This window comes from Streptomyces sp. NPDC101151 (assembly GCF_044768335.1).
In the GTDB taxonomy this organism is placed as follows: domain Bacteria; phylum Actinomycetota; class Actinomycetes; order Streptomycetales; family Streptomycetaceae; genus Streptomyces.
Genome location: NZ_JBIWPP010000022.1, coordinates 1 through 17737 on the forward strand (window position 1 = coordinate 1; position 17737 = coordinate 17737).

Here is a 17737-nt window from a genome sequence, read left to right on the forward strand (position 1 = left end):
GGTTGATAGGCCAGATATGGAAGCCTGGTAACGGGTGGAGTTGACTGGTACTAATAGGCCGAGGGCTTGTCCATTGATGCTCGCGTTCACTGTGTATGTTCTGAGGCAACGAACAGTTGCCGGCTTTGAGCCGAATCATGAACACAAATGAAGAGTGTGCTTGTTCGCTCGAAACCATTAGGGTTTCGGTGGTCATAGCGTGAGGGAAACGCCCGGTTACATTCCGAACCCGGAAGCTAAGCCTCTCAGCGCCGATGGTACTGCAGGGGGGACCCTGTGGGAGAGTAGGACGCCGCCGAACAATCTTTGGAGGACCCCTGGTCCCAGCGTTCAGCTGGGACCAGGGGTCCTTTTGTTTTTACAATGCTTGCGGTACCGAAGACAGGAGTCACCCATGTCCACCAACTCTCCCGACGATCGACCGGAGCGCGACCAGCGGCGACGGGACAGTGGTGACCGTGGTGATCGCGGCGGCTACCGCGGTGACCGTGGTGGCTTCCGTCGTGACAACGACCGTACCGATCGCGGCGGTTATGGCCGGCGCGACGACAACCGTGGCGGCGGGCAGGGCGACCGCGGCGACCGCGGTGGCTTCCGTCGTGACGACCGTCGTGACGATCGGGATCGTGGCGACCGCGGTGGTTTCCGCCGTGATGACCGTCGTGATGACAGCCGTGGTTCCCGTCCGGCGTTCCAGCGTGACGACCGTGATCGTGGCCCGCGTCGGGACGACCGTGGCGACCGGGGCTTCCGCCGTGACGACCGCGGCAGCGACCGTCCCGCCTTCCGCCGTGACGACCGTCGTGACGATCGCGGTGGAGACCGCCCTGCCTTCCGTCGTGACGACCGTCGCGATGACCGTCGTGACGATCGCGGTGGAGACCGCCCTGCCTTCCGTCGTGACGACCGTCGCGATGACAGCCGTGGCGGTGGCTACGGCGATCGTGGTGACCGTGGTGGTTACGGTCGTCGTGATGACCGTCGTGATGACAGCCGCGGTTCCCGTCCGGCGTTCCAGCGTGACGACCGTGATCGTGGCCCGCGTCGGGACGACCGTGGCGACCGGGGCTTCCGCCGTGACGACCGCGGCAGCGACCGTCCCGCCTTCCGCCGTGACGACCGCCGTGACGACCGCGGCAGCGACCGTCCCGCCTTCCGCCGTGACGACCGCCGTGACGACCGCGGTGGAGACCGTCCCGCCTTCCGCCGTGACGACCGCCGTGACGACCGCGGTGGAGACCGTCCCGCCTTCCGCCGTGACGACCGTCGCGATGACCGCGGTGGAGACCGTCCCGCCTTCCGCCGTGACGACCGTCGCGATGACCGCGGTGGAGACCGCCCCGCCTTCCGTCGCGACGAGCGTCGGGACGACCGCCGGGGCGAGGACCGTGGCGGATTCCGGCGGGACGACAGCCGTGGTGATCGCGGGGGCTTCCGGGGCCGGGACGATCGAGGCGGCCACGGGCCCCGTCGGGACGACCGCGGCGGTCGGCCTGGCGGCTTCCGGGGGCGCGACGGGCGTGACGGACGGGACGACCGTCGTGGCGGCACCCGCTTCCGCGACGATCGCGACCGGGACCGTGAGCCGATCAAGCGGCTGCCGATCCCGGAGGACGTCACCGGCGACGAGATCGACAAGGACGTCCGGCAGGAGCTGCAGAGCCTGCCCAAGACGCTCGCGGAGGACGTCGCCAAGAACCTGGTGATGGTCGCGCGGCTCATCGACGAGGACCCCGAGGGCGCCTACGGCTACTCCAAGGTGGCCCTGCGCCTGGCGTCCCGCGTGGGCGCCGTGCGCGAGGCCGCCGGGTTCGCCGCGTACGCCAACCAGAAGTACAGCGAGGCCCTCGCCGAGTTCCGGGCCGCGCGGCGCATGACCGGCACCGCGGACCTGTGGCCGGTGATGGCCGACTGCGAGCGTGGGCTCGGGCGCCCGGAGAAGGCACTGGACATGGCCGGCGCCCCCGAGGTGCACAGGCTGGACAAGGCCGGACAGGTCGAGATGCGGCTCGTCGCGGCAGGTGCCCGGCGTGACCTGGGGCAGCTGGACGCGGCCATCGTGACCCTGCAGAGCCCGGAGCTGGCCTCCAACTCCGTCCAGCCGTGGACCGCGCGACTGCGCTACGCCTACGCCGACGCCCTGCTGACCGCCGGCCGTGAGAACGAGGCGCGGGAGTGGTTCGCGAAGGCTGTCGAGGCCGACCGGGACGGCAGTACGGACGCGTCAGACCGGCTCGCCGAGATGGACGGCGTGGAGTTCGTCGACGCGCTCGACGAGGACGAGAACCACGGCGAGAACCACGGCGGGAACCACGCCGAGAACGACAGCGAGGCGAAGGGCGACGGCGCGGTGACCGCCGAGTCCGCGGACGCCTCCACCCAGGACGACGAGGACTGACCTGAACGGGTGACACGGTGACAAGGGGCGGGATCCTGCCGAGGATCCCGCCCTTTCATGTGTGCGGTCAGATCTCCAGCGCCCGCAGCACCAGCCCCGACGCCGGCTTGGGGCCGAAGGACGTCGACTTGCGGGGCATCGTCACGCCCTGGCGGGCCAGGTCGCGTACGACCTCCTCGTGGACCGGGTGCATCAGGACGGCCGTACCGCCGTCCCGCTCGGCCTTCGCGACCGTGGCAGCCGTGTCGTGGATGTAGGCGATGTGGGCCGGAGAGTCCTCGGGGATGCGCCAGACGTGGTCGAGGAGCGTGGCGTGCAGGACCGTGGCGTCCAGGGAGCGCCAGGCGGCCGGGCGGTCCGTGGGGACGGTGCGGGCCAGCAGGTCCGGGTCGGGACGGTCGATGAGGTGGAAGGCGCCGTCGCCGGCCAGCAGGAAGGCGTTGCCCGCGCACGCCGCGTCCGCCAGTGCCTCCAGGGCCCCGGCCAGGGGTACCTCGAGGTGTCGTACCCGGAACATGCCCTCGACGGCCGCCAGTGCCTCCGTGACCGGCACGGTGTGCAGCAGCCGGTGGATGGCGCGGACGCGCAGGGGGTAGCGGGCGGTGTCGACCAGCAGGACCAGGCCGTGGTCCCAGGGGCTGGGCGACGGATGTTCGGCGCGCAGCTGCCGGTAGGTGGCCCAGCGGTGGTGACCGTCGGCGATGAGGGCCTGATGGTGGGCCAGGTCGGACTGGATGAGGGTCACGTCGGCCTGGTCGGTGACCGACCACAGGCTGTGGTGGAAGCCGTCCTCGGTGATGGTGGCCAGCAGCGGAGCCTGCTTCACCGTGCGCTCGACGACCTCGGCCGCCGCGCCGTTGCCGTGGTAGGTCAGCAGCAGGGGTTCCAGGTTGGCGCGGGTGGCACGCATCAGGGCGGCGCGGTCGGCGACCACCGGGGGCATGACGTCCTCGTGCGGCAGCACCACGCCCTCCGAGGGCTCCGACACGCGCAGGGCGCCGATGACACCGCGCTGGAGCATGCCGTTGCCGTCCCGCTGCTCGTACACGTACAGAGCGGGCTCCGGATCGGCGGCCAGGACGCCCTCGGCGAGCCAGCGGTTCAGGGTGTCGGCCGCCTGCTCGTTCCGGACGTTGGGGGTGTCGGCCTGCGGGAGGATCAGCCGGACGATGTTGTGCGGGTCGGCCGACTGGAGGTGGTGCAGGCCGTCCGGGCGAACGACCACGTCATAGGGAGGGGAAGTGACGGCGGCCAGACTGCCGACCCGGTCGGGGTCGTAACGAAGGCCTCGGAACGGGGTGAGTTCCAGCCCTCGGCGCGCCGTTGCTTCGGGGTGACCTGCAGTGTTCATCCCGGCATCGTACGTGTGTCAGTGGTGTGCGGGATGATCGGGGAAAGACGGTCGAACGAGGAGCGATGTGGAATGAGCCAGGGCGTCAGGACGAGGCCCGAGGGCAGTGGGCAGCCCCTCAGCGAGGCGTACGACACGGCGCTGCTCGATCTGGACGGGGTGGTGTACGCGGGCGGGAACGCGATCGTGCACGCCGTCGACTCGCTGGCCCACGCGCGCGCGGGCGGGATGCATCTGGCCTACGTCACCAACAACGCGCTCCGGACGCCGGACGTGGTGGCGGAGCACCTGTCGGAGCTGGGGATACCGACGGGGGCGGACGACGTCATCACCTCCGCGCAGGCGGTCGCACGGCTGATCAGCGAGCAGGTGCCGGCCGGTGCGCGGGTGCTGGTGATCGGTGGTGAGGGGCTGCGGGTGGCGCTGCGCGAGCGCGGCCTGACGCCGGTGGAGTCGGCGGACGACGATCCTGCGGCGGTGGTGCAGGGCTACGGCGGGCCCGACCTGTCGTGGGGGCGGTTCGCGGAGGCGTCGTACGCCGTGGCGCGTGGGGTGCCGTGGTTCGCGTCCAACACCGATCTGACGATTCCCAGCGGGCGTGGGATCGCGCCGGGCAACGGGGCGGCCGTGGAGGTCGTACGGATCGCGACCGGCGCGGAGCCGCAGGTGGCGGGCAAGCCGTTGCCGCCCATGCACCGGGAGACGATCCTGCGTACGGGTGCGGAGCGGCCTCTGGTGGTGGGGGACCGGCTGGACACGGACATCGAGGGCGCGTTCAACGGCCAGGTGGACTCGCTGCTGGTGCTGACCGGCGTCACGGACGGTCCCCAGCTGCTCGCCGCGCCCGCGCAGCACCGGCCGACGTTCGTGGATGCCGATCTGCGCGGTTTGCTCACCGGCCAGCCGGAAGTCACCGAGGCCGGTGCCGGGTTCCGCTGCGGGGGCTGGACGGCGACCGCCGGGGCGGAGCGGCTGGAGCTGGTGGGCGAGGGCGAGGCCCTGGACGGGCTGCGGGCGCTGTGCGCGGCGGCCTGGACGGCGGCCGGGGAAGGCTCCTGCGAGCTGGACGGAGGGAAGGCGCTGGCCCGGCTCGGGCTCTGATCCCGGTACCGCGGGATCGAATCGAATGGGAGGGTAGGCTAACCTAACCTCGTGTTGGTCGACAGTCCTCCGGAACAGCGCGCGGAGACCGCCCCCGCGCCCCCAACCCGCCGGGCGGTGCGGGCTCTTGGGCTCCTGGCCTCCGTCGCGATCCTGGTGCTCGTCGCCTTGGCGAGCATCGCGATCGGGGCGAAGGCGCTGACGCCGGACCAGGTCTGGCACGGCCTGTTCCACGGCACGGGGACATACGGCGACGTCGTCGTCGACGAGCGGCTCTCGCGCACGGTCCTCGGTCTGCTGGCCGGTGCCGGGCTCGGCCTGTCCGGGGCGGTGCTGCAGGCGCTCACCCGCAATCCGCTGGCCGACCCCGGACTGCTCGGCATCAACGCCGGCGCCTCCGCCGCCGTGGTCACGGCCATCACCTACTTCGGTGTCACCAGCCTCACCGGTTATGTGTGGTTCGCCTTCGGCGGCGCGGCGGCGGTCGGTGCGCTGGTCTGGTTTCTCGGCGGCAGCCGGGGTGCCACACCCGTGCGGCTGGCGCTCGCCGGTACGGCGATCAGCGCCGCGCTGTACGGCTATCTCCAGGCCGTGATGATCATGGACGATGCGGCGCTTGGCAAGATGCGGTTCTGGACGGTGGGTTCGCTGGCCTCGGCCACGGACTCGACCATCGTGCAGGTGCTGCCGTTCCTGGCGGTCGGCACGGTCCTCGCGCTGGCGCTCGCCCGGCCGCTGAACGCCGTGGCGATGGGCGACGACACCGCCCGCGCTCTCGGTGCCCACCTGGGCCGCACCCGCGCCCTGGCCATGCTCGCGGCGACCGTCCTGTGCGGTGCCGCGACCGCCGCCTGCGGCCCGATCGTCTTCGTCGGCCTGATGGTCCCGCACGTCGTGCGCTCCTTCACCGGCCCGGACCTGCGCTGGATCCTGCCGTACGCGACGGTCCTGTCGCCGGTTCTGCTGCTCGGCGCCGATGTCATCGGCCGGATCGTCGCCCGTCCCTCGGAACTTCAGGTCGGCATCGTCACCGCGATCATCGGCGGGCCGGTCTTCATCTTTCTCGTACGTCGGCGGAGGACGGCCCAGCTGTGAAGACACTCTCCCGGAGCCGTGCCGTACGCACCCCCGGCGGGCTCTCCCTGCGCCTGGACCTGCGCGCGCTGATCGTCGTGATCCTGCTGCTGGCCGCCGCGCTCGCCGCCGGCGTGGCGCTGATCGGCACCGGCGACGCCAAGATCCCGGCGGCCGACGTCATCAGGACGCTGGCCGGCGACGGCACGGCGTACCAGGACTTCATCGTCAACGAGCTGCGGCTGCCGCGCGTCCTGGTCGGCCTGCTGGTCGGCGCCTCGCTGGGCCTCGGCGGCGCCCTGTTCCAGGCGGTCTCGCGCAACCCGCTGGGCAGCCCCGACGTGCTGGGCCTCTCGCAGGGCTCGACGGCGGGCGCGCTGGTCGTGATCGTGTTGATGTCCGGCAGCGCCACCCAGGTCACGGTGGGCGCGCTGATCGGCGGCCTGGTGACCGGACTCGCCATCTATCTGCTCGCCTGGAAGCAAGGTGTGCACGGATACCGGCTGGTCCTGGTCGGCATCGGCGTCTCGGCGATCGTCACCGCCGTCAATGGCTATCTGCTGACCAAGGCCGACCTGGTCGACGCGGCCCGAGCGGTGGTGTGGATGACGGGATCCCTCAACGGCCGCGGCTGGGAGCAGGTCTGGCCGATGGCGTGGCTCTGCGCCGTCCTCGTACCGCTCGTTCTCGCCCAGGCGCGGGGCCTGCGGATGATGGAGATGGGCGACGACGTCGCGAACGCCCTCGGCGTGCGCGTGCAGCGCGTACGGCTGGTGCTGATGGTCTGCGCCGTCCTGCTCACCGCGGCCGCCACCGCCGCGGCGGGACCCGTCAGCTTCGTGGCGCTCACCGCGCCGCAGCTTGCCCGGCGGCTGACCCGCTCGCCCGGGCCCAACCTGGTTCCCTCCCTGTGCATGGGCGCGACCCTGCTGGTCGGCGCCGACTGGGCCTCGCAGCGCGCCTTCGGCGCCGACCAGCTGCCCGTGGGCGTGGTCACCGGCGTCCTCGGCGGCGGCTATCTGCTGTGGCTGCTGGTCACCGAGCGCAGGGCGGGCCGGATATGAGCGGCTCGAACCAGAACACCCGAAGGAGCACTGTGAACCGCCTGTCCGCCGAGAACGTCACCCTCGCCTACGACCAGCGTGTGATCGCCGAACAGCTGTCGGTGGAGATCCCCGACAACTCCTTCACGGTGATCGTCGGTCCGAACGCGTGCGGCAAGTCGACGCTGCTGCGGGCGCTGTCACGGATGCTCAGGCCGAGCCAGGGCCGGGTGCTGCTGGACGGGCAGGTCATCCAGTCGATGCCCGCCAAGAAGGTCGCGCGGACCCTCGGCCTGCTGCCGCAGTCGTCCATCGCGCCGGACGGGATCACCGTCGCCGACCTCGTCGGCCGCGGCCGCTACCCGCACCAGGGCATCCTGCGGCAGTGGTCCGCCGAGGACGAGCGGGTCGTCCAGGAGTCCATGGCGCAGACGGGCGTCGCCGAGCTCGCCGACCGATACGTGGACGAGCTGTCCGGCGGTCAGCGCCAGCGCGTGTGGATCGCCATGGCGCTCGCCCAGCAGACGCCGCTGCTGCTCCTGGACGAGCCGACCACCTACCTGGACATCCAGCACCAGATCGACGTCCTCGACCTGTGCGCGGAGCTGCACGAGACCCAGGGCCGCACCCTGGTCGCCGTCCTGCACGACCTCAATCACGCCGCTCGGTACGCCACCCATCTCATCGCCCTGCGCGGCGGCCGGGTGATCGCCGAGGGGGCCCCGAACGAGATCGTGACGGCCGAGCTGGTCGAGGAGGTCTTCGGGCTGCGCTGCCAGATCATCGACGACCCCGAGACGGGGACCCCACTGGTGGTGCCGGCGGCCAGAAAGGCACGTGCGGCGAGGGTCACAGCAGCTTCCTGAGCCGGAACAGGTCCAGCAGGTTCGCCTCCAGCCGCACCCGCCCCGAGCCCCACGCGGTCGCGAAGTTCAGCTCGCCGTTCACCAGGGACACCAGGTCGTCGCCCGCCATGGCGAGCCTGATCTGCGCCCTCTCGGGCGGTGGCCCCGAGTGGGTCTCGTCCACCTCGATCCGGCCGCCGGTCAGGCGACCCGCGAAGGTGACGTCCAGGTCGGTGATGTGGCAGCTCACGGAGCGGTCCAGGGCGGCGGCCGCGCGGACGTCGCCCTCGGCACCCTGCATGTTGTCCGAGAGCTTTCCCAGTGCGGCGCGGCACTCCTCGATCGTGGCCATCGCGACGACGGTACCCCAGTGGTTCGGGGTAGCGTCTGGGCATGAGCGAGTCCGTGTCAGAGGCCGATTCCGTGGCCGGTTCCGTGGCCGAGCCGGAGGTCGTGGGTGAGGTCGAACCCGAGTACGACCCTGCCGCCCCGCCCCCCCTGAACGTCCCCCGCACGCCCACCGGCAATGCCGAGGTCGACGCACAGCTGGAGCGGCTGGCCGACGCCGACCACCTCGCCACCGACGGGCACCTCGAGGTGTACGAGGATGTACACGGGGGGCTGCGCGACGCGCTGACCGCGCTCGACGTCCGTCTGGGACCTCCGGCTCCCGCCCGTCACTGACCGCCGCCCCTCAGTGAGACCCTTCGGGTCGCATCTGTCGATTGCCGTACGAAAGCAGGAGCTGAACCGAACGTGGCAGGAGTCGCACGTCGCCGTCTGGACGCGGAACTGGTCCACCGGAAGCTCGCGCGCTCGCGCGAGCACGCCAGCCAGCTGATCGCCGCCGGCCGGGTCACCGTCGGCAAGCTCGTGGCGACCAAGCCGGCCACGCAGGTGGAGACCGCCGCGGCGATCGTGGTCCGGGCCGACGAGAGCGATCCGGGCTATGTGTCCCGGGGCGGGCACAAGCTCGCCGGCGCGCTGGAGGCCTTCGTGCCGCAGGGGCTCGTGGTCGAGGGCCGGCGCGCGCTGGACGCCGGCGCGTCCACCGGTGGTTTCACCGACGTCCTGCTGCGCGCGGGCGCCGCGCAGGTCGTCGCCGTGGACGTCGGATACGGCCAACTCGCCTGGTCTCTCCAGAACGATGAACGCGTCGTCGTCAAGGACCGTACGAACGTACGCGAGTTGACGCTTGAGGCGATCGATGGGGAACCTGTGGATCTTGTCGTGGGTGATCTGTCCTTCATCCCGCTCGGGCTGGTGCTGCCCGCCCTGAAGCGGTGCGTGAAGCCGGATGCCGACCTGGTGATGATGGTCAAGCCGCAGTTCGAGGTGGGGAAGGAACGGCTGGGCAGCGGGGGTGTCGTACGGAGTCCGCAGCTGCGGGCGGAGGCCGTGCGGGGGGTGGCCGAGAAGGCCTGGGAGCTGGGGCTCGGGGTGCGTGGAGTCACCGCCAGTCCGCTGCCCGGTCCCTCGGGCAATGTCGAGTACTTTCTCTGGCTGCGGTCCGGGGCCCCCGAACTGGACCCGGCCGATGCCGACCGAGCAGTGGCGGAGGGGCCGCGTTGACACAGAACCGAGCGCGTACTGTTTTCCTGCTCGCCCACACCGGGCGGCCCGCGGCGATCCGCAGTGCCGAGCTGGTGGTCAAGGGGCTGCTGCAGTCCGGTATCGGGGTGCGGGTGCTGGAGGAGGAGGCGCGCGACCTGCCGCTGCCCGACGACGTGCAACTCGTCAAGGAAGCGACACCGCAGTGCCTCGACGGCTGTGAGCTGCTGATCGTGCTCGGCGGCGACGGCACGCTGCTGCGCGGCGCGGAGTTCGCCCGCGCCTCCGGAGTGCCGATGCTCGGCGTCAATCTCGGCCGGGTGGGATTCCTCGCGGAGGCCGAGCGGGACGACCTCGATCGGGTGGTCGACCGGGTGGTGGCGCGGTCGTACGAGGTCGAGGAGCGGATGACCGTCGATGTCGTCGTGCATCGCAACGGGGACATCGTGCACACGGACTGGGCGCTGAACGAGGCGGCCGTGCAGAAGGCCGGCGCCGAGAAGATGCTCGAGGTCGTCCTGGAGATCGACGGGCGGCCGGTTACCGCTTTCGGGTGTGACGGGATCGTCCTGTCGACGCCCACCGGGTCCACGGCGTACGCGTTCTCCGCCGGGGGGCCCGTGGTGTGGCCCGAGGTGGAGGCGTTGCTGATGGTGCCGATCAGTGCGCATGCGCTGTTCGCGAAGCCGTTGGTGACGTCGCCGGATTCTGTGCTCGCTGTGGAGGTTCTGCCTCATATCCCGCCCGGGGTGCTGTGGTGCGACGGGCGGCGGACCATCGAGCTGCCGCCGGGCGCGCGGGTGGAGGTGCGGCGGGGAGCCGTGCCGGTGCGGCTGGCCCGGCTGCATCATTCGTCCTTTACCGACCGGCTTGTGGCGAAGTTCGCGTTGCCGACACATGGGTGGCGGGGGGCACCGCACTAGCCCCCCATGGGGGTGTGGTGGGGCGGGCCATGTGCGCTCGCCCGCCCGGACCTCGTATGGTCTGTTCCGTGTTGGAGGAGATGCGGATACGGTCGCTCGGGGTCATCGACGATGCCGTCGTCGAGTTGTCGCCGGGGTTCACCGCCGTCACCGGTGAGACGGGTGCGGGCAAGACCATGGTGGTCACGAGCCTCGGGCTGCTGCTCGGTGGGCGGGCTGACCCGGCGCTCGTGCGGATCGGGGCCGAGAAAGCGGTCGTGGAGGGGCGGATCACCGTCCCCACGGACGCCACTGCCCTCGTACGTGCGGAGGAGGCGGGAGCCGAGCTCGACGACGGGGCGCTGCTCATCAGCCGTACCGTTTCCGCCGAGGGGCGCTCACGGGCGCACCTCGGCGGGCGCAGCGTGCCCGTGGGGCTGCTCGCCGAGCTGGCCGACGACCTGGTGGCCGTGCACGGCCAGACCGACCAGCAGGGGCTGCTGAAGCTGTCCCGGCAGCGGCAGGCGCTCGACCGGTACGCGGGCGACGGCGTCGCCGTGCCGCTCGCCAAGTACACCGAGGCCTACCGGCGGCTGCGGGCCGTCGCCGCCGAGCTGGAGGAGATCGTCACGCGCGCGCGTGAGCGCGCCCAGGAGGCCGACAACCTCCGGTACGGGCTCGACGAGGTCGCCGCCGTGGAGCCGCGGGCCGGGGAGGACGTGGAGCTGGCCGAGGAGGCGGAGCGGCTGGGGCACGCCGAGGCGCTGTCGTCCGCCGCCATCGCCGCGCACGCCGCTCTCGCGGGCAATCCCGAGGACCCCGAGGGCATCGATGCCTCGACGCTCGTCGCGGGCGCACACCGGGCCCTGGAGGCCGTCCGCTCGCACGACCCGGCGCTCGCCGCCCTCGCCGACCGGATCGGTGAGATCGGGATCCTGCTCGGTGACGTGGCCGGTGAGCTGGCGGGGTACGCCGACGACCTGGACGCCGATCCGCTGCGGCTGGCCGCCGTGGAGGAGCGCCGGGCCGCGCTGGGCGGCCTCACACGCAAGTACGGGGACGACATCGACGCCGTCCTCGCCTGGGCCGAGCGGAGTGCCGCGCGGCTCACCGAACTGGACGGCGACGACGGGCGGATCGGGGAGCTGACCGCCGAGCGGGACGCCCTGCGCACCGAACTGGGCGGGCTGGCACAGGCGTTGACGGACGCACGGACGGAGGCCGCCGAGCGGTTCGCCGCCGCGGTGACCGCCGAGCTGGCCTCGCTCGCGATGCCCCACGCGCGGGTGTCCTTCGATCTCCGGCAGACCGAGGACCCGGAGGGCGTCGAGGTCGGCGGGCGCACGGTGGCGTACGGGCCGTCGGGCGCTGACGAGGTGGAACTGCTGCTCGCCCCGCACCCGGGAGCACCGCCGCGGCCCATCGCCAAGGGCGCCTCCGGAGGCGAGCTGTCCCGCGTGATGCTGGCCGTGGAGGTCGTGTTCGCGGGCACCGACCCCGTGCCGACGTACCTCTTCGACGAGGTCGACGCGGGTGTCGGCGGCAAGGCGGCGGTGGAGATCGGGCGGCGCCTGGCGAAGCTCGCCAAGACCGCACAGGTCGTCGTGGTCACCCACCTGCCCCAGGTCGCCGCCTTCGCCGACCGCCAGCTGCTGGTCGAGAAGACCAACGACGGCTCGGTCACCCGCTCCGGCGTCAAGGTCCTGGAGGGCGAGGAGCGGGTCCGTGAACTGTCCCGGATGCTGGCCGGCCAGGAGGACTCGGAGACGGCCCGTGCCCACGCGGAGGAGCTGCTGGCGACCGCCAGGGCCGACCTCTAGGTCCCGTCCGGCGCCTTAGGGTGGCGGGATGATCAGCCGTGTGCGAAGGTCCCGCTCGTTCCTGCTGTCCGCCGTGCTCACCCGGGCTGGCCAGGCGTTGCTGCGCGCCGACCCGCCCGGCGGGCCGGCGCACTGGGAGCGAAGGAACCACGCCGGCCGCACCGTCGGGCTGTATGCCGGGCCCGCCGCGGCGCTCGGCGCGGCGGCCGCCGCCGGGCGGGTGCACCCCGGTGCCGGACTCGCGGTGCTGGCCGCCGGGGTCTGCGGGGCGTACGACGACGTCGTAGGGGCGGGCGATCCGCGGCGCGGCTTCCGGGCGCATCTGGGCGCGTTGCGGGACGGTGAAGTCACCAGCGGCGCCGTCAAGTTGTTCGGGATCTCCGCCGCGGGGCTGGTGGCGGGTGCCCTGCTGAAGCAGCGGCCGGTCGACAAGGTGCTGGCGGGTGTCGTGATCGCCGGGGCCGCGCACTTCGTGAACCTGGTCGACGTACGGCCGGGCCGGGCGGCCGCGGCGGTGCTCGCGCTCGGGGCGCCGGGGCTGGCGCGGAAGGGGCCGGGCGCGGAACTGACCGCGGCGGCCCTGGGCGGTGCCGCGGCCGTGCTTCCCGACGACCTCGGCGAGCGTGTGATGATCGGTGACACGGGGGCGCACGCCCTGGGGGCGGCGCTCGGTGCCGGCGTGGTCGTGTGCAACGGGCGCGCGGGGCTGCTCGCGCACGCCGCTGCGGTCGTGGCTGCTGCGGTGTACGGGGACCGTGTGAGTGACCTGGCGCGGGCACTGTGAGCCGCTGACCTCGTGGTACGGGGACGGTGGCCGTGCCGCCGATCCGGGGTCTCCCTCACTCGTGTGGGTGACGTGCTCCGGCGCACTGCTCCGGCCCGCCGCGCTGTGCGCCTCCCGGGATTACCCGGAACGGCCGTACGTCCTGGCATGCTTGGCACAGAACGCAGGGCGGGCGGCGGATTACGCTCGGGCGGCGGGTCAACGCCGCGCGGGCGGCGGGTCGAACGCAGTCCGTGCGGGAGGCGCGCGGTATGTCCTTCCGTCCTTCTCCGCCCGCTACCTTCTGTACGTTTCTACGTGACCGCCCGCGCCGAGTCAGGAGCCCCGGCCCTGTGAGCCCCGTGAGCAGCAACGCACCGCACGGCCAGTCGTCGCTGCGCACCGTGCAGGTGCTGGGCGGAGGCAACGCCGGCAGCAGTGCGCACGTACGCTCCCTGGCCGAGGGGCTCGTCGCCCGGGGCGTGCGCGTCACGGTGTGCGCCCCCGTCGAGGCCGATCGCGCCTACGACTTCACCGGGACCGGCGCCGACCATGTGCACGTGCCGCGCAGCAGCGACCCTGGATCCGTGGCCGCGCTCCGGGCGGCCTGCACGGACGCCGACCTGGTGCACGCCCATGGGCTGCACGCCTCCTTCCGTGCCGTGCTCGCCCTCAGCGGGCGCCGCACCCCGCTGGTGGTCACCTGGCACAACCGGGCCCGGGCGGAGGGCGCGCGGGCGCATTTGCTGCGGCTGCTGGAGCGACGTGTGGTGAGGACCGCCGCCGTGGTGCTCGCCACCACCTCCGACCTGGTGGACCGGGCACGCCGCACGGGTGCGCGGGACGCCCGGCTCGCGGCCGTGGCCCTGCCCGGCCGGCTCCGCCCCGTCGACCACGACGATCCGGACCCGCGGCGGCCCAAGATCCGCGCCGAACTCGGAGCCACCGGGCGCCCGTTGCTCATGGCGGTCGGCTCCCTGGACCGGCAGCGCGGCTACGACGTCCTGCTGGACGCGGCCCGGACCTGGCGGGACCTCGACCCCGTACCGCTGGTCGTGGTCGCGGGGGAGGGGCCGCTGCGGCCGGAACTGCAGCGGCGGATCGAGGACGAGGAGCTGCCGGTGCGGCTCGTCGGGCGCCGCGAGGACGTGTCCGAGCTGCTCACTGCCGCCGATCTGGCACTGCTGACCAGCAGTTGGGAGTCACGGTCCGTCCTCGCCCAGGAGGCGCTGCAGGCGCGCGTGCCGCTCGTCGCCACGCGCGTCGGCGGCATCCCGGACCTCGTGGGCGACGCGGCCGAACTCGTCCCGTACGGCGATGCGGAGGCGCTCGCGGACGCCGTCGTCGGACTGCTCATGGATCCGGAGCGGCGCGAGGCGCTGCGCGAGCACGGCACACGGCAGGCCGCGACGTGGCCGACCGAGGACGAGACCGTCGCCCAAGTGCTCAGCGTGTACGACGAGCTGACCCAGCCGAGGCCGCTGGCCTAGGGCCGGTCCGGCGGATCAGGCCGCTCCGGGCAACCGTGCCTCGTCAGCGTGGATGTGCAGGGTCTGGTGCGTGCAGCTGCAAGGCGGGGGAGGGAGTCGACGCGATGGGGGTGCCCCGTGCGAGCGCTGCCGAGTGTGGGGGAGTCGGCAACCGACGACAACGCCGCCGGGGGTGCCCCCACGCCCTTGAGGCAGTGGCGGAGGGCGCCCCAGGCCCCGCCATTCCGGCCTCATCCGCCGGACAGGCCACCTAGGGCGCGTGCCGGCGGGCGCGCAGGGCCAGGCTCAAAGCCAGTACCGTCTGCGGGTCGTCGAGGTCGGTGCCCAGCAACTCCCCGATGCGGGCGAGCCGGTTGTAGAGGGTCTGGCGGTTGAGGTGCAGCTCGCGGGCGGTCTCCGCCTTGCGGCCCGCGTGCGCCAGATAGGTCTCCAGGGTGGGCAGCAGCGGTGGCTTGGAGCGGTGGTCGTGGTCGCGCAGCGGGCCGATCGCACGGTCCACGAAGGCCGCCAGGTCCGGGTGGTCGCGCAGCCGCCACAGCAGCAGGTCGATGTCGAGCCGGCGGGCGTCGTACCAGGGCCGGTCGGTCAGGCCCTGCGCCGCCGTCGCCGTCTCCGCCGCATGCCTGAGCCCCGCCGACGCGGCCGCCCAGCCGCCGGCGACCCCGACCACCACGACCGGGGGCGGGGCACCCGGCCGCTGCATCCCGGCCCGCTCGACGCCCGCCCGCAGCGCCGCCGCCACCCGGTCCGCGACCGCGGAGCGCTCCGACTCCGAGCGCAGCCCGACCAGCACCGGCACCCGGCCCTCGACCGGCCGCACGCCCAGCAGCACCGGCACACCCACCGAGGCCAGCTCCTCGGCGACCGCACGCGCCAGCACCGCCCAGCCTCCCCCACTCTCGGCTCCGCTCGAGCGGGCGGTACCCCCATCGGGGGAGAGGGAGTCCCCGACCCGCATGACGACCGGCAGCAGCGGGCTGCCGCCGGGCTTGAAGCCGAGCACCCGGGCCTGCGCCGGGGCGTCCTCCGCCGTGATGCGGCCCTCGGCGAGATCGGTGAGGAAGTCGCCCCGGCCGCGCGCCGCCAGCTCCTCCTCCTGCCGGGCCTGCATCAGCACCACGGCCAGGATGCCCGCGGCACGCTCGGCGGCGATCCGGTGCACCGGAGCCAGCGGCGAGCGGACCGGCAGCAGCGCGAGCCGGGCCCGTACCGCCCCCGGCCCCGCCCCGGGCCCGCCGCCGGGCACGTCGACGAGCACCGAACCGGCGGGCGGCGGCACGTCCTTGTGCGGACCCCGCAGCCCCTCCCACACCTGCAGCGGGTCCGCGCCCTCGGGTCCGGACCCGGCGGCGTACAGCAGCCGCCCGTCCGCCGTCTCCAGGAACACCGGGTTGGCGCTGAAGTCGGCCAGGATGCCCAGCACCTGCGGCACCCCGCCACCGCCCAACAGCGCCTCGGTACACCGCCGGTGCACCTCCTCCGCACGCTGGAGCAGCGCGTAGTGCCCGTTGACGATCTCGGTGTGGATCTCCTCGGTGACGGTCACGAAGGGCACTTCGCGGTGCAGTTGGACCAGCGGCAGCCCCGCGCCGCGGGCGGTGTCCACCAGGGCGGCGGGCAGCCGGGTGAAGCGCGGGCCCAGCTCCACCACCAGCGCGGCGATCCCGCGCTCGGCGAGGGTCCGCACGAACGCGCGCTGCTCGGCCGGGCGGGTCCCCAGGCCGTAGCCGGTGGTCAGCAGCAGCTCGCCGCCCTTGAGCAGCGAGGCGATGTTCGGCACCTCGCCCGCGTGCACCCAGCGGACCGTGCGCCCCAGCCGGTCGCCGCCCGCCAGGATCTCCGGGAGCCCGCTGCGCAGCCCGGGCAGCTCCAGGGCCCGCTGCACGGTGATCCCGGCGCCCTGAGTGGCGAATCTGCTCTCCGTACCGCTGTCCATGGAGCGGACGCTACCTGCGCAAACGCCCGGACGACAGCTCGAGAGCCGGCTACACCGGACGGATGTTGTGGTTGAAGCGGAACACGTTGTCCGGGTCGTAGGTCCGCTTCACCTTTTCCAGCCGCAGCAGGTTCCCCGCGCCCAGGCCCGCCCGCACTCGCTCGGCGCCCTCCTCGCCGATGAAGTTCAGGTACACCTCGCCGGTGCTCCACGGCCCGACGTCCGCGCGGACGTCCCGCACCCAGGCCACGGCCCGCTCGTCGTCGGCCGGGTCCGGCCAGCAGCCGAAGGGATGCACCACCCAGGGCGCGTCCCGGTACGGCACCGGGTAGTCGTGCGGACCCGCGGCGACAGCACCGCCCTGCGGCAGGAGGAGGTGCTGGGTGCAGGTCGGCACCGGCATGTCCTCGGCGCGGGCGCAGAAGACGTCCACCAGCTTGTCGGGCAGACCGGTCAGATACTCCGCCGACCAGTAGTTCCGCAGGCCGGGCGGTGGGTCCAGCATGCTCTGCAGGTCCGCGTAGGGCCGCGCGCCGACCAGCTCCGTCTCGTGCGGCAGCGCCAGCAGCGGCCGGGCCGACCGGCGCAGGTCTTCCTCGCCGCCCGTGTACGTCAGCAGTACCGCGCACAGCAGTGTGCCCACCAGATGCTCCGGTACGAACTCCGCGGGCGGGCCGGTCAGATACAGCACCGCGCCGCCCACCTCGTCGGGGCCGGTGGCGAGCACCTCGCGGAAGGTGCGGACCGCGTCCGGGCCGGACTTCGGGAGGTACAGCAGCAGCGCGACGGCGAACTCCGGCAGCTCGTGCAGCTCCAGGGTGAGCGCGGTGGCGACGCCGAAGTTGCCGCCGCCCCCGTGCAGGGCCCAGAACAGCTCGGGGTTCTCGTCGGCGTTCGCGTGCACCCGCTCGGCGTCGGCGGTCACCAGCTCCACGCCGATGAGGTTGTCGACGGCGAGGCCGAAGGCGCGGTCCAGCCAGCCGCTGCCGCCGCCCAGGACGAACCCGCCGACGCCGGTGGAGGAGGCCCGGCCGCCGGTGGTCGCGAGGCCGTAGGGCTGGGTGGCCCGGTCCAGATGGCTCATCGTTGCGCCGCCCTCGACCCGTACCGCCTCGGCCGCCGGGTCCACGGTGACCCGGTGCATCCGGCGCAGATCCACCACCAGCGCGCCGTCGCCCAGGGCCGTGCCGGCCACGCTGTGCCCGCCCCCGCGCACCGCGATGGGCAGGTCCAGCTCCCGTCCGAAGCGCACCGCCCGGACCACGTCGGTCGCGTCCGCGCACTGGGCGATCACGGCCGGGCGCCGGTCGATCATCGCGTTGAAGACGGCACGTGCCTCGTCGTAGCCCCCGTCACCGGGGGCGAACACCTCGCCGGCCAGGTCCTCGCGCAGCGCGGCGAGAGCCGCGCCCGCCTTCGAGAGGGAAGCCATGGCCGCCCCCTTCCGCACAGGGGCTGTGGTG

Annotated in this window: 16 protein-coding genes and 1 rRNA gene; 12 read left to right on the forward strand and 5 right to left on the reverse strand. The window is 72.9% G+C overall.

Translation table 11 applies throughout. The annotated features are described in order from the left end of the window. Window positions 1-184 precede the first annotated feature (184 nt). A 5S ribosomal RNA gene (gene rrf / locus ACIRU3_RS31470) occupies window positions 185-301 on the forward strand. A gap of 87 nt (window positions 302-388) precedes the next feature. Here rrf and ACIRU3_RS31475 read toward each other — a convergent pair. Next, window positions 389-1462, reverse strand: a complete 1074-nt coding sequence (locus ACIRU3_RS31475; RefSeq protein ID WP_404063721.1) for a hypothetical protein — start codon at window positions 1460-1462, stop codon at window positions 389-391. 135 nt (window positions 1463-1597) lie between these two features. On the opposite strand from ACIRU3_RS31475, the gene ACIRU3_RS31480 reads away from it, so the two are divergent. Beyond that, complete coding sequence (locus ACIRU3_RS31480; protein ID WP_404063700.1) at window positions 1598-2398, forward strand: hypothetical protein; 801 nt, start codon at window positions 1598-1600, stop codon at window positions 2396-2398. 67 nt (window positions 2399-2465) lie between these two features. On the opposite strand, the gene ACIRU3_RS31485 is transcribed toward ACIRU3_RS31480, so the two are convergent. Continuing rightward, window positions 2466-3749, reverse strand: coding sequence for a DUF1015 family protein (locus ACIRU3_RS31485; protein WP_404063349.1), 1284 nt, complete (start codon window positions 3747-3749; stop codon window positions 2466-2468). Between the two features lie 72 nt (window positions 3750-3821). Between ACIRU3_RS31485 and ACIRU3_RS31490 the strand changes: the two genes are divergently transcribed. From ACIRU3_RS31490 to ACIRU3_RS31505, 4 genes are read left to right on the forward strand one after another with little or no spacing between them, the layout of a single operon-like run. Next, window positions 3822-4850 (forward strand): HAD hydrolase-like protein, encoded by a 1029-nt coding sequence (locus tag ACIRU3_RS31490; protein WP_404063351.1) that lies wholly within the window; start codon window positions 3822-3824, stop codon window positions 4848-4850. 51 nt (window positions 4851-4901) lie between these two features. Continuing rightward, complete coding sequence (locus ACIRU3_RS31495) at window positions 4902-5945, forward strand: FecCD family ABC transporter permease (protein ID WP_404063354.1); 1044 nt, start codon at window positions 4902-4904, stop codon at window positions 5943-5945. Then, window positions 5942-6988 (forward strand): FecCD family ABC transporter permease, encoded by a 1047-nt coding sequence (locus ACIRU3_RS31500; RefSeq protein ID WP_404063357.1) that lies wholly within the window; start codon window positions 5942-5944, stop codon window positions 6986-6988. The genes ACIRU3_RS31495 and ACIRU3_RS31500 overlap by 4 nt, the downstream gene beginning before the upstream one ends. Further along, window positions 6985-7833: an ABC transporter ATP-binding protein gene (locus ACIRU3_RS31505; protein WP_404063360.1), complete on the forward strand. Its 849-nt coding sequence runs from the start codon at window positions 6985-6987 to the stop codon at window positions 7831-7833. The genes ACIRU3_RS31500 and ACIRU3_RS31505 overlap by 4 nt, the downstream gene beginning before the upstream one ends. Here the strand turns inward: ACIRU3_RS31505 and ACIRU3_RS31510 are convergent. Then, complete coding sequence (locus tag ACIRU3_RS31510; protein WP_404063362.1) at window positions 7817-8164, reverse strand: SCP2 sterol-binding domain-containing protein; 348 nt, start codon at window positions 8162-8164, stop codon at window positions 7817-7819. The genes ACIRU3_RS31505 and ACIRU3_RS31510 overlap by 17 nt on opposite strands. Before the next feature lie 41 nt (window positions 8165-8205). Between ACIRU3_RS31510 and ACIRU3_RS31515 the strand changes: the two genes are divergently transcribed. The 6 genes from ACIRU3_RS31515 to ACIRU3_RS31540 all read left to right on the forward strand — a co-directional run bounded on the left by ACIRU3_RS31515 (window position 8206) and on the right by ACIRU3_RS31540 (window position 14338). Beyond that, window positions 8206-8496: a hypothetical protein gene (locus ACIRU3_RS31515; protein ID WP_404063364.1), complete on the forward strand. Its 291-nt coding sequence runs from the start codon at window positions 8206-8208 to the stop codon at window positions 8494-8496. A 72-nt stretch (window positions 8497-8568) separates the two neighbouring features. Beyond that, window positions 8569-9384 carry a TlyA family RNA methyltransferase gene (locus ACIRU3_RS31520; RefSeq protein ID WP_404063367.1) on the forward strand — a complete coding sequence of 272 codons (816 nt, stop codon included), beginning with the start codon at window positions 8569-8571 and terminating at the stop codon, window positions 9382-9384. Continuing rightward, a complete protein-coding gene (locus ACIRU3_RS31525; RefSeq protein ID WP_404063370.1) occupies window positions 9381-10286 on the forward strand; it encodes an NAD kinase in 906 nt (301 codons plus the stop codon). The genes ACIRU3_RS31520 and ACIRU3_RS31525 overlap by 4 nt, the downstream gene beginning before the upstream one ends. Window positions 10287-10342: 56 nt before the next feature. Continuing rightward, entirely contained in the window at window positions 10343-12085 is a 1743-nt protein-coding gene (gene recN / locus ACIRU3_RS31530; protein WP_404063372.1) for a DNA repair protein RecN, read from the forward strand. Between the two features lie 28 nt (window positions 12086-12113). Continuing rightward, window positions 12114-12869, forward strand: coding sequence for a hypothetical protein (locus tag ACIRU3_RS31535; RefSeq protein ID WP_404063374.1), 756 nt, complete (start codon window positions 12114-12116; stop codon window positions 12867-12869). 332 nt (window positions 12870-13201) lie between these two features. After that, a complete protein-coding gene (locus tag ACIRU3_RS31540; RefSeq protein WP_404063377.1) occupies window positions 13202-14338 on the forward strand; it encodes a glycosyltransferase family 4 protein in 1137 nt (378 codons plus the stop codon). Window positions 14339-14588: 250 nt separating this feature from the next. Here ACIRU3_RS31540 and ACIRU3_RS31545 read toward each other — a convergent pair whose 3' ends face one another. Next, window positions 14589-16274, reverse strand: a complete 1686-nt coding sequence (locus ACIRU3_RS31545; protein ID WP_404063379.1) for a PucR family transcriptional regulator — start codon at window positions 16272-16274, stop codon at window positions 14589-14591. Window positions 16275-16323: 49 nt separating this feature from the next. Continuing rightward, the gene (locus ACIRU3_RS31550) at window positions 16324-17706 is read right to left on the reverse strand and encodes an FAD-binding oxidoreductase (RefSeq protein ID WP_404063381.1); all 1383 of its coding nucleotides are present in this window, start codon (window positions 17704-17706) and stop codon (window positions 16324-16326) included. Between the last annotated feature and the right edge of the window lie 31 nt (window positions 17707-17737).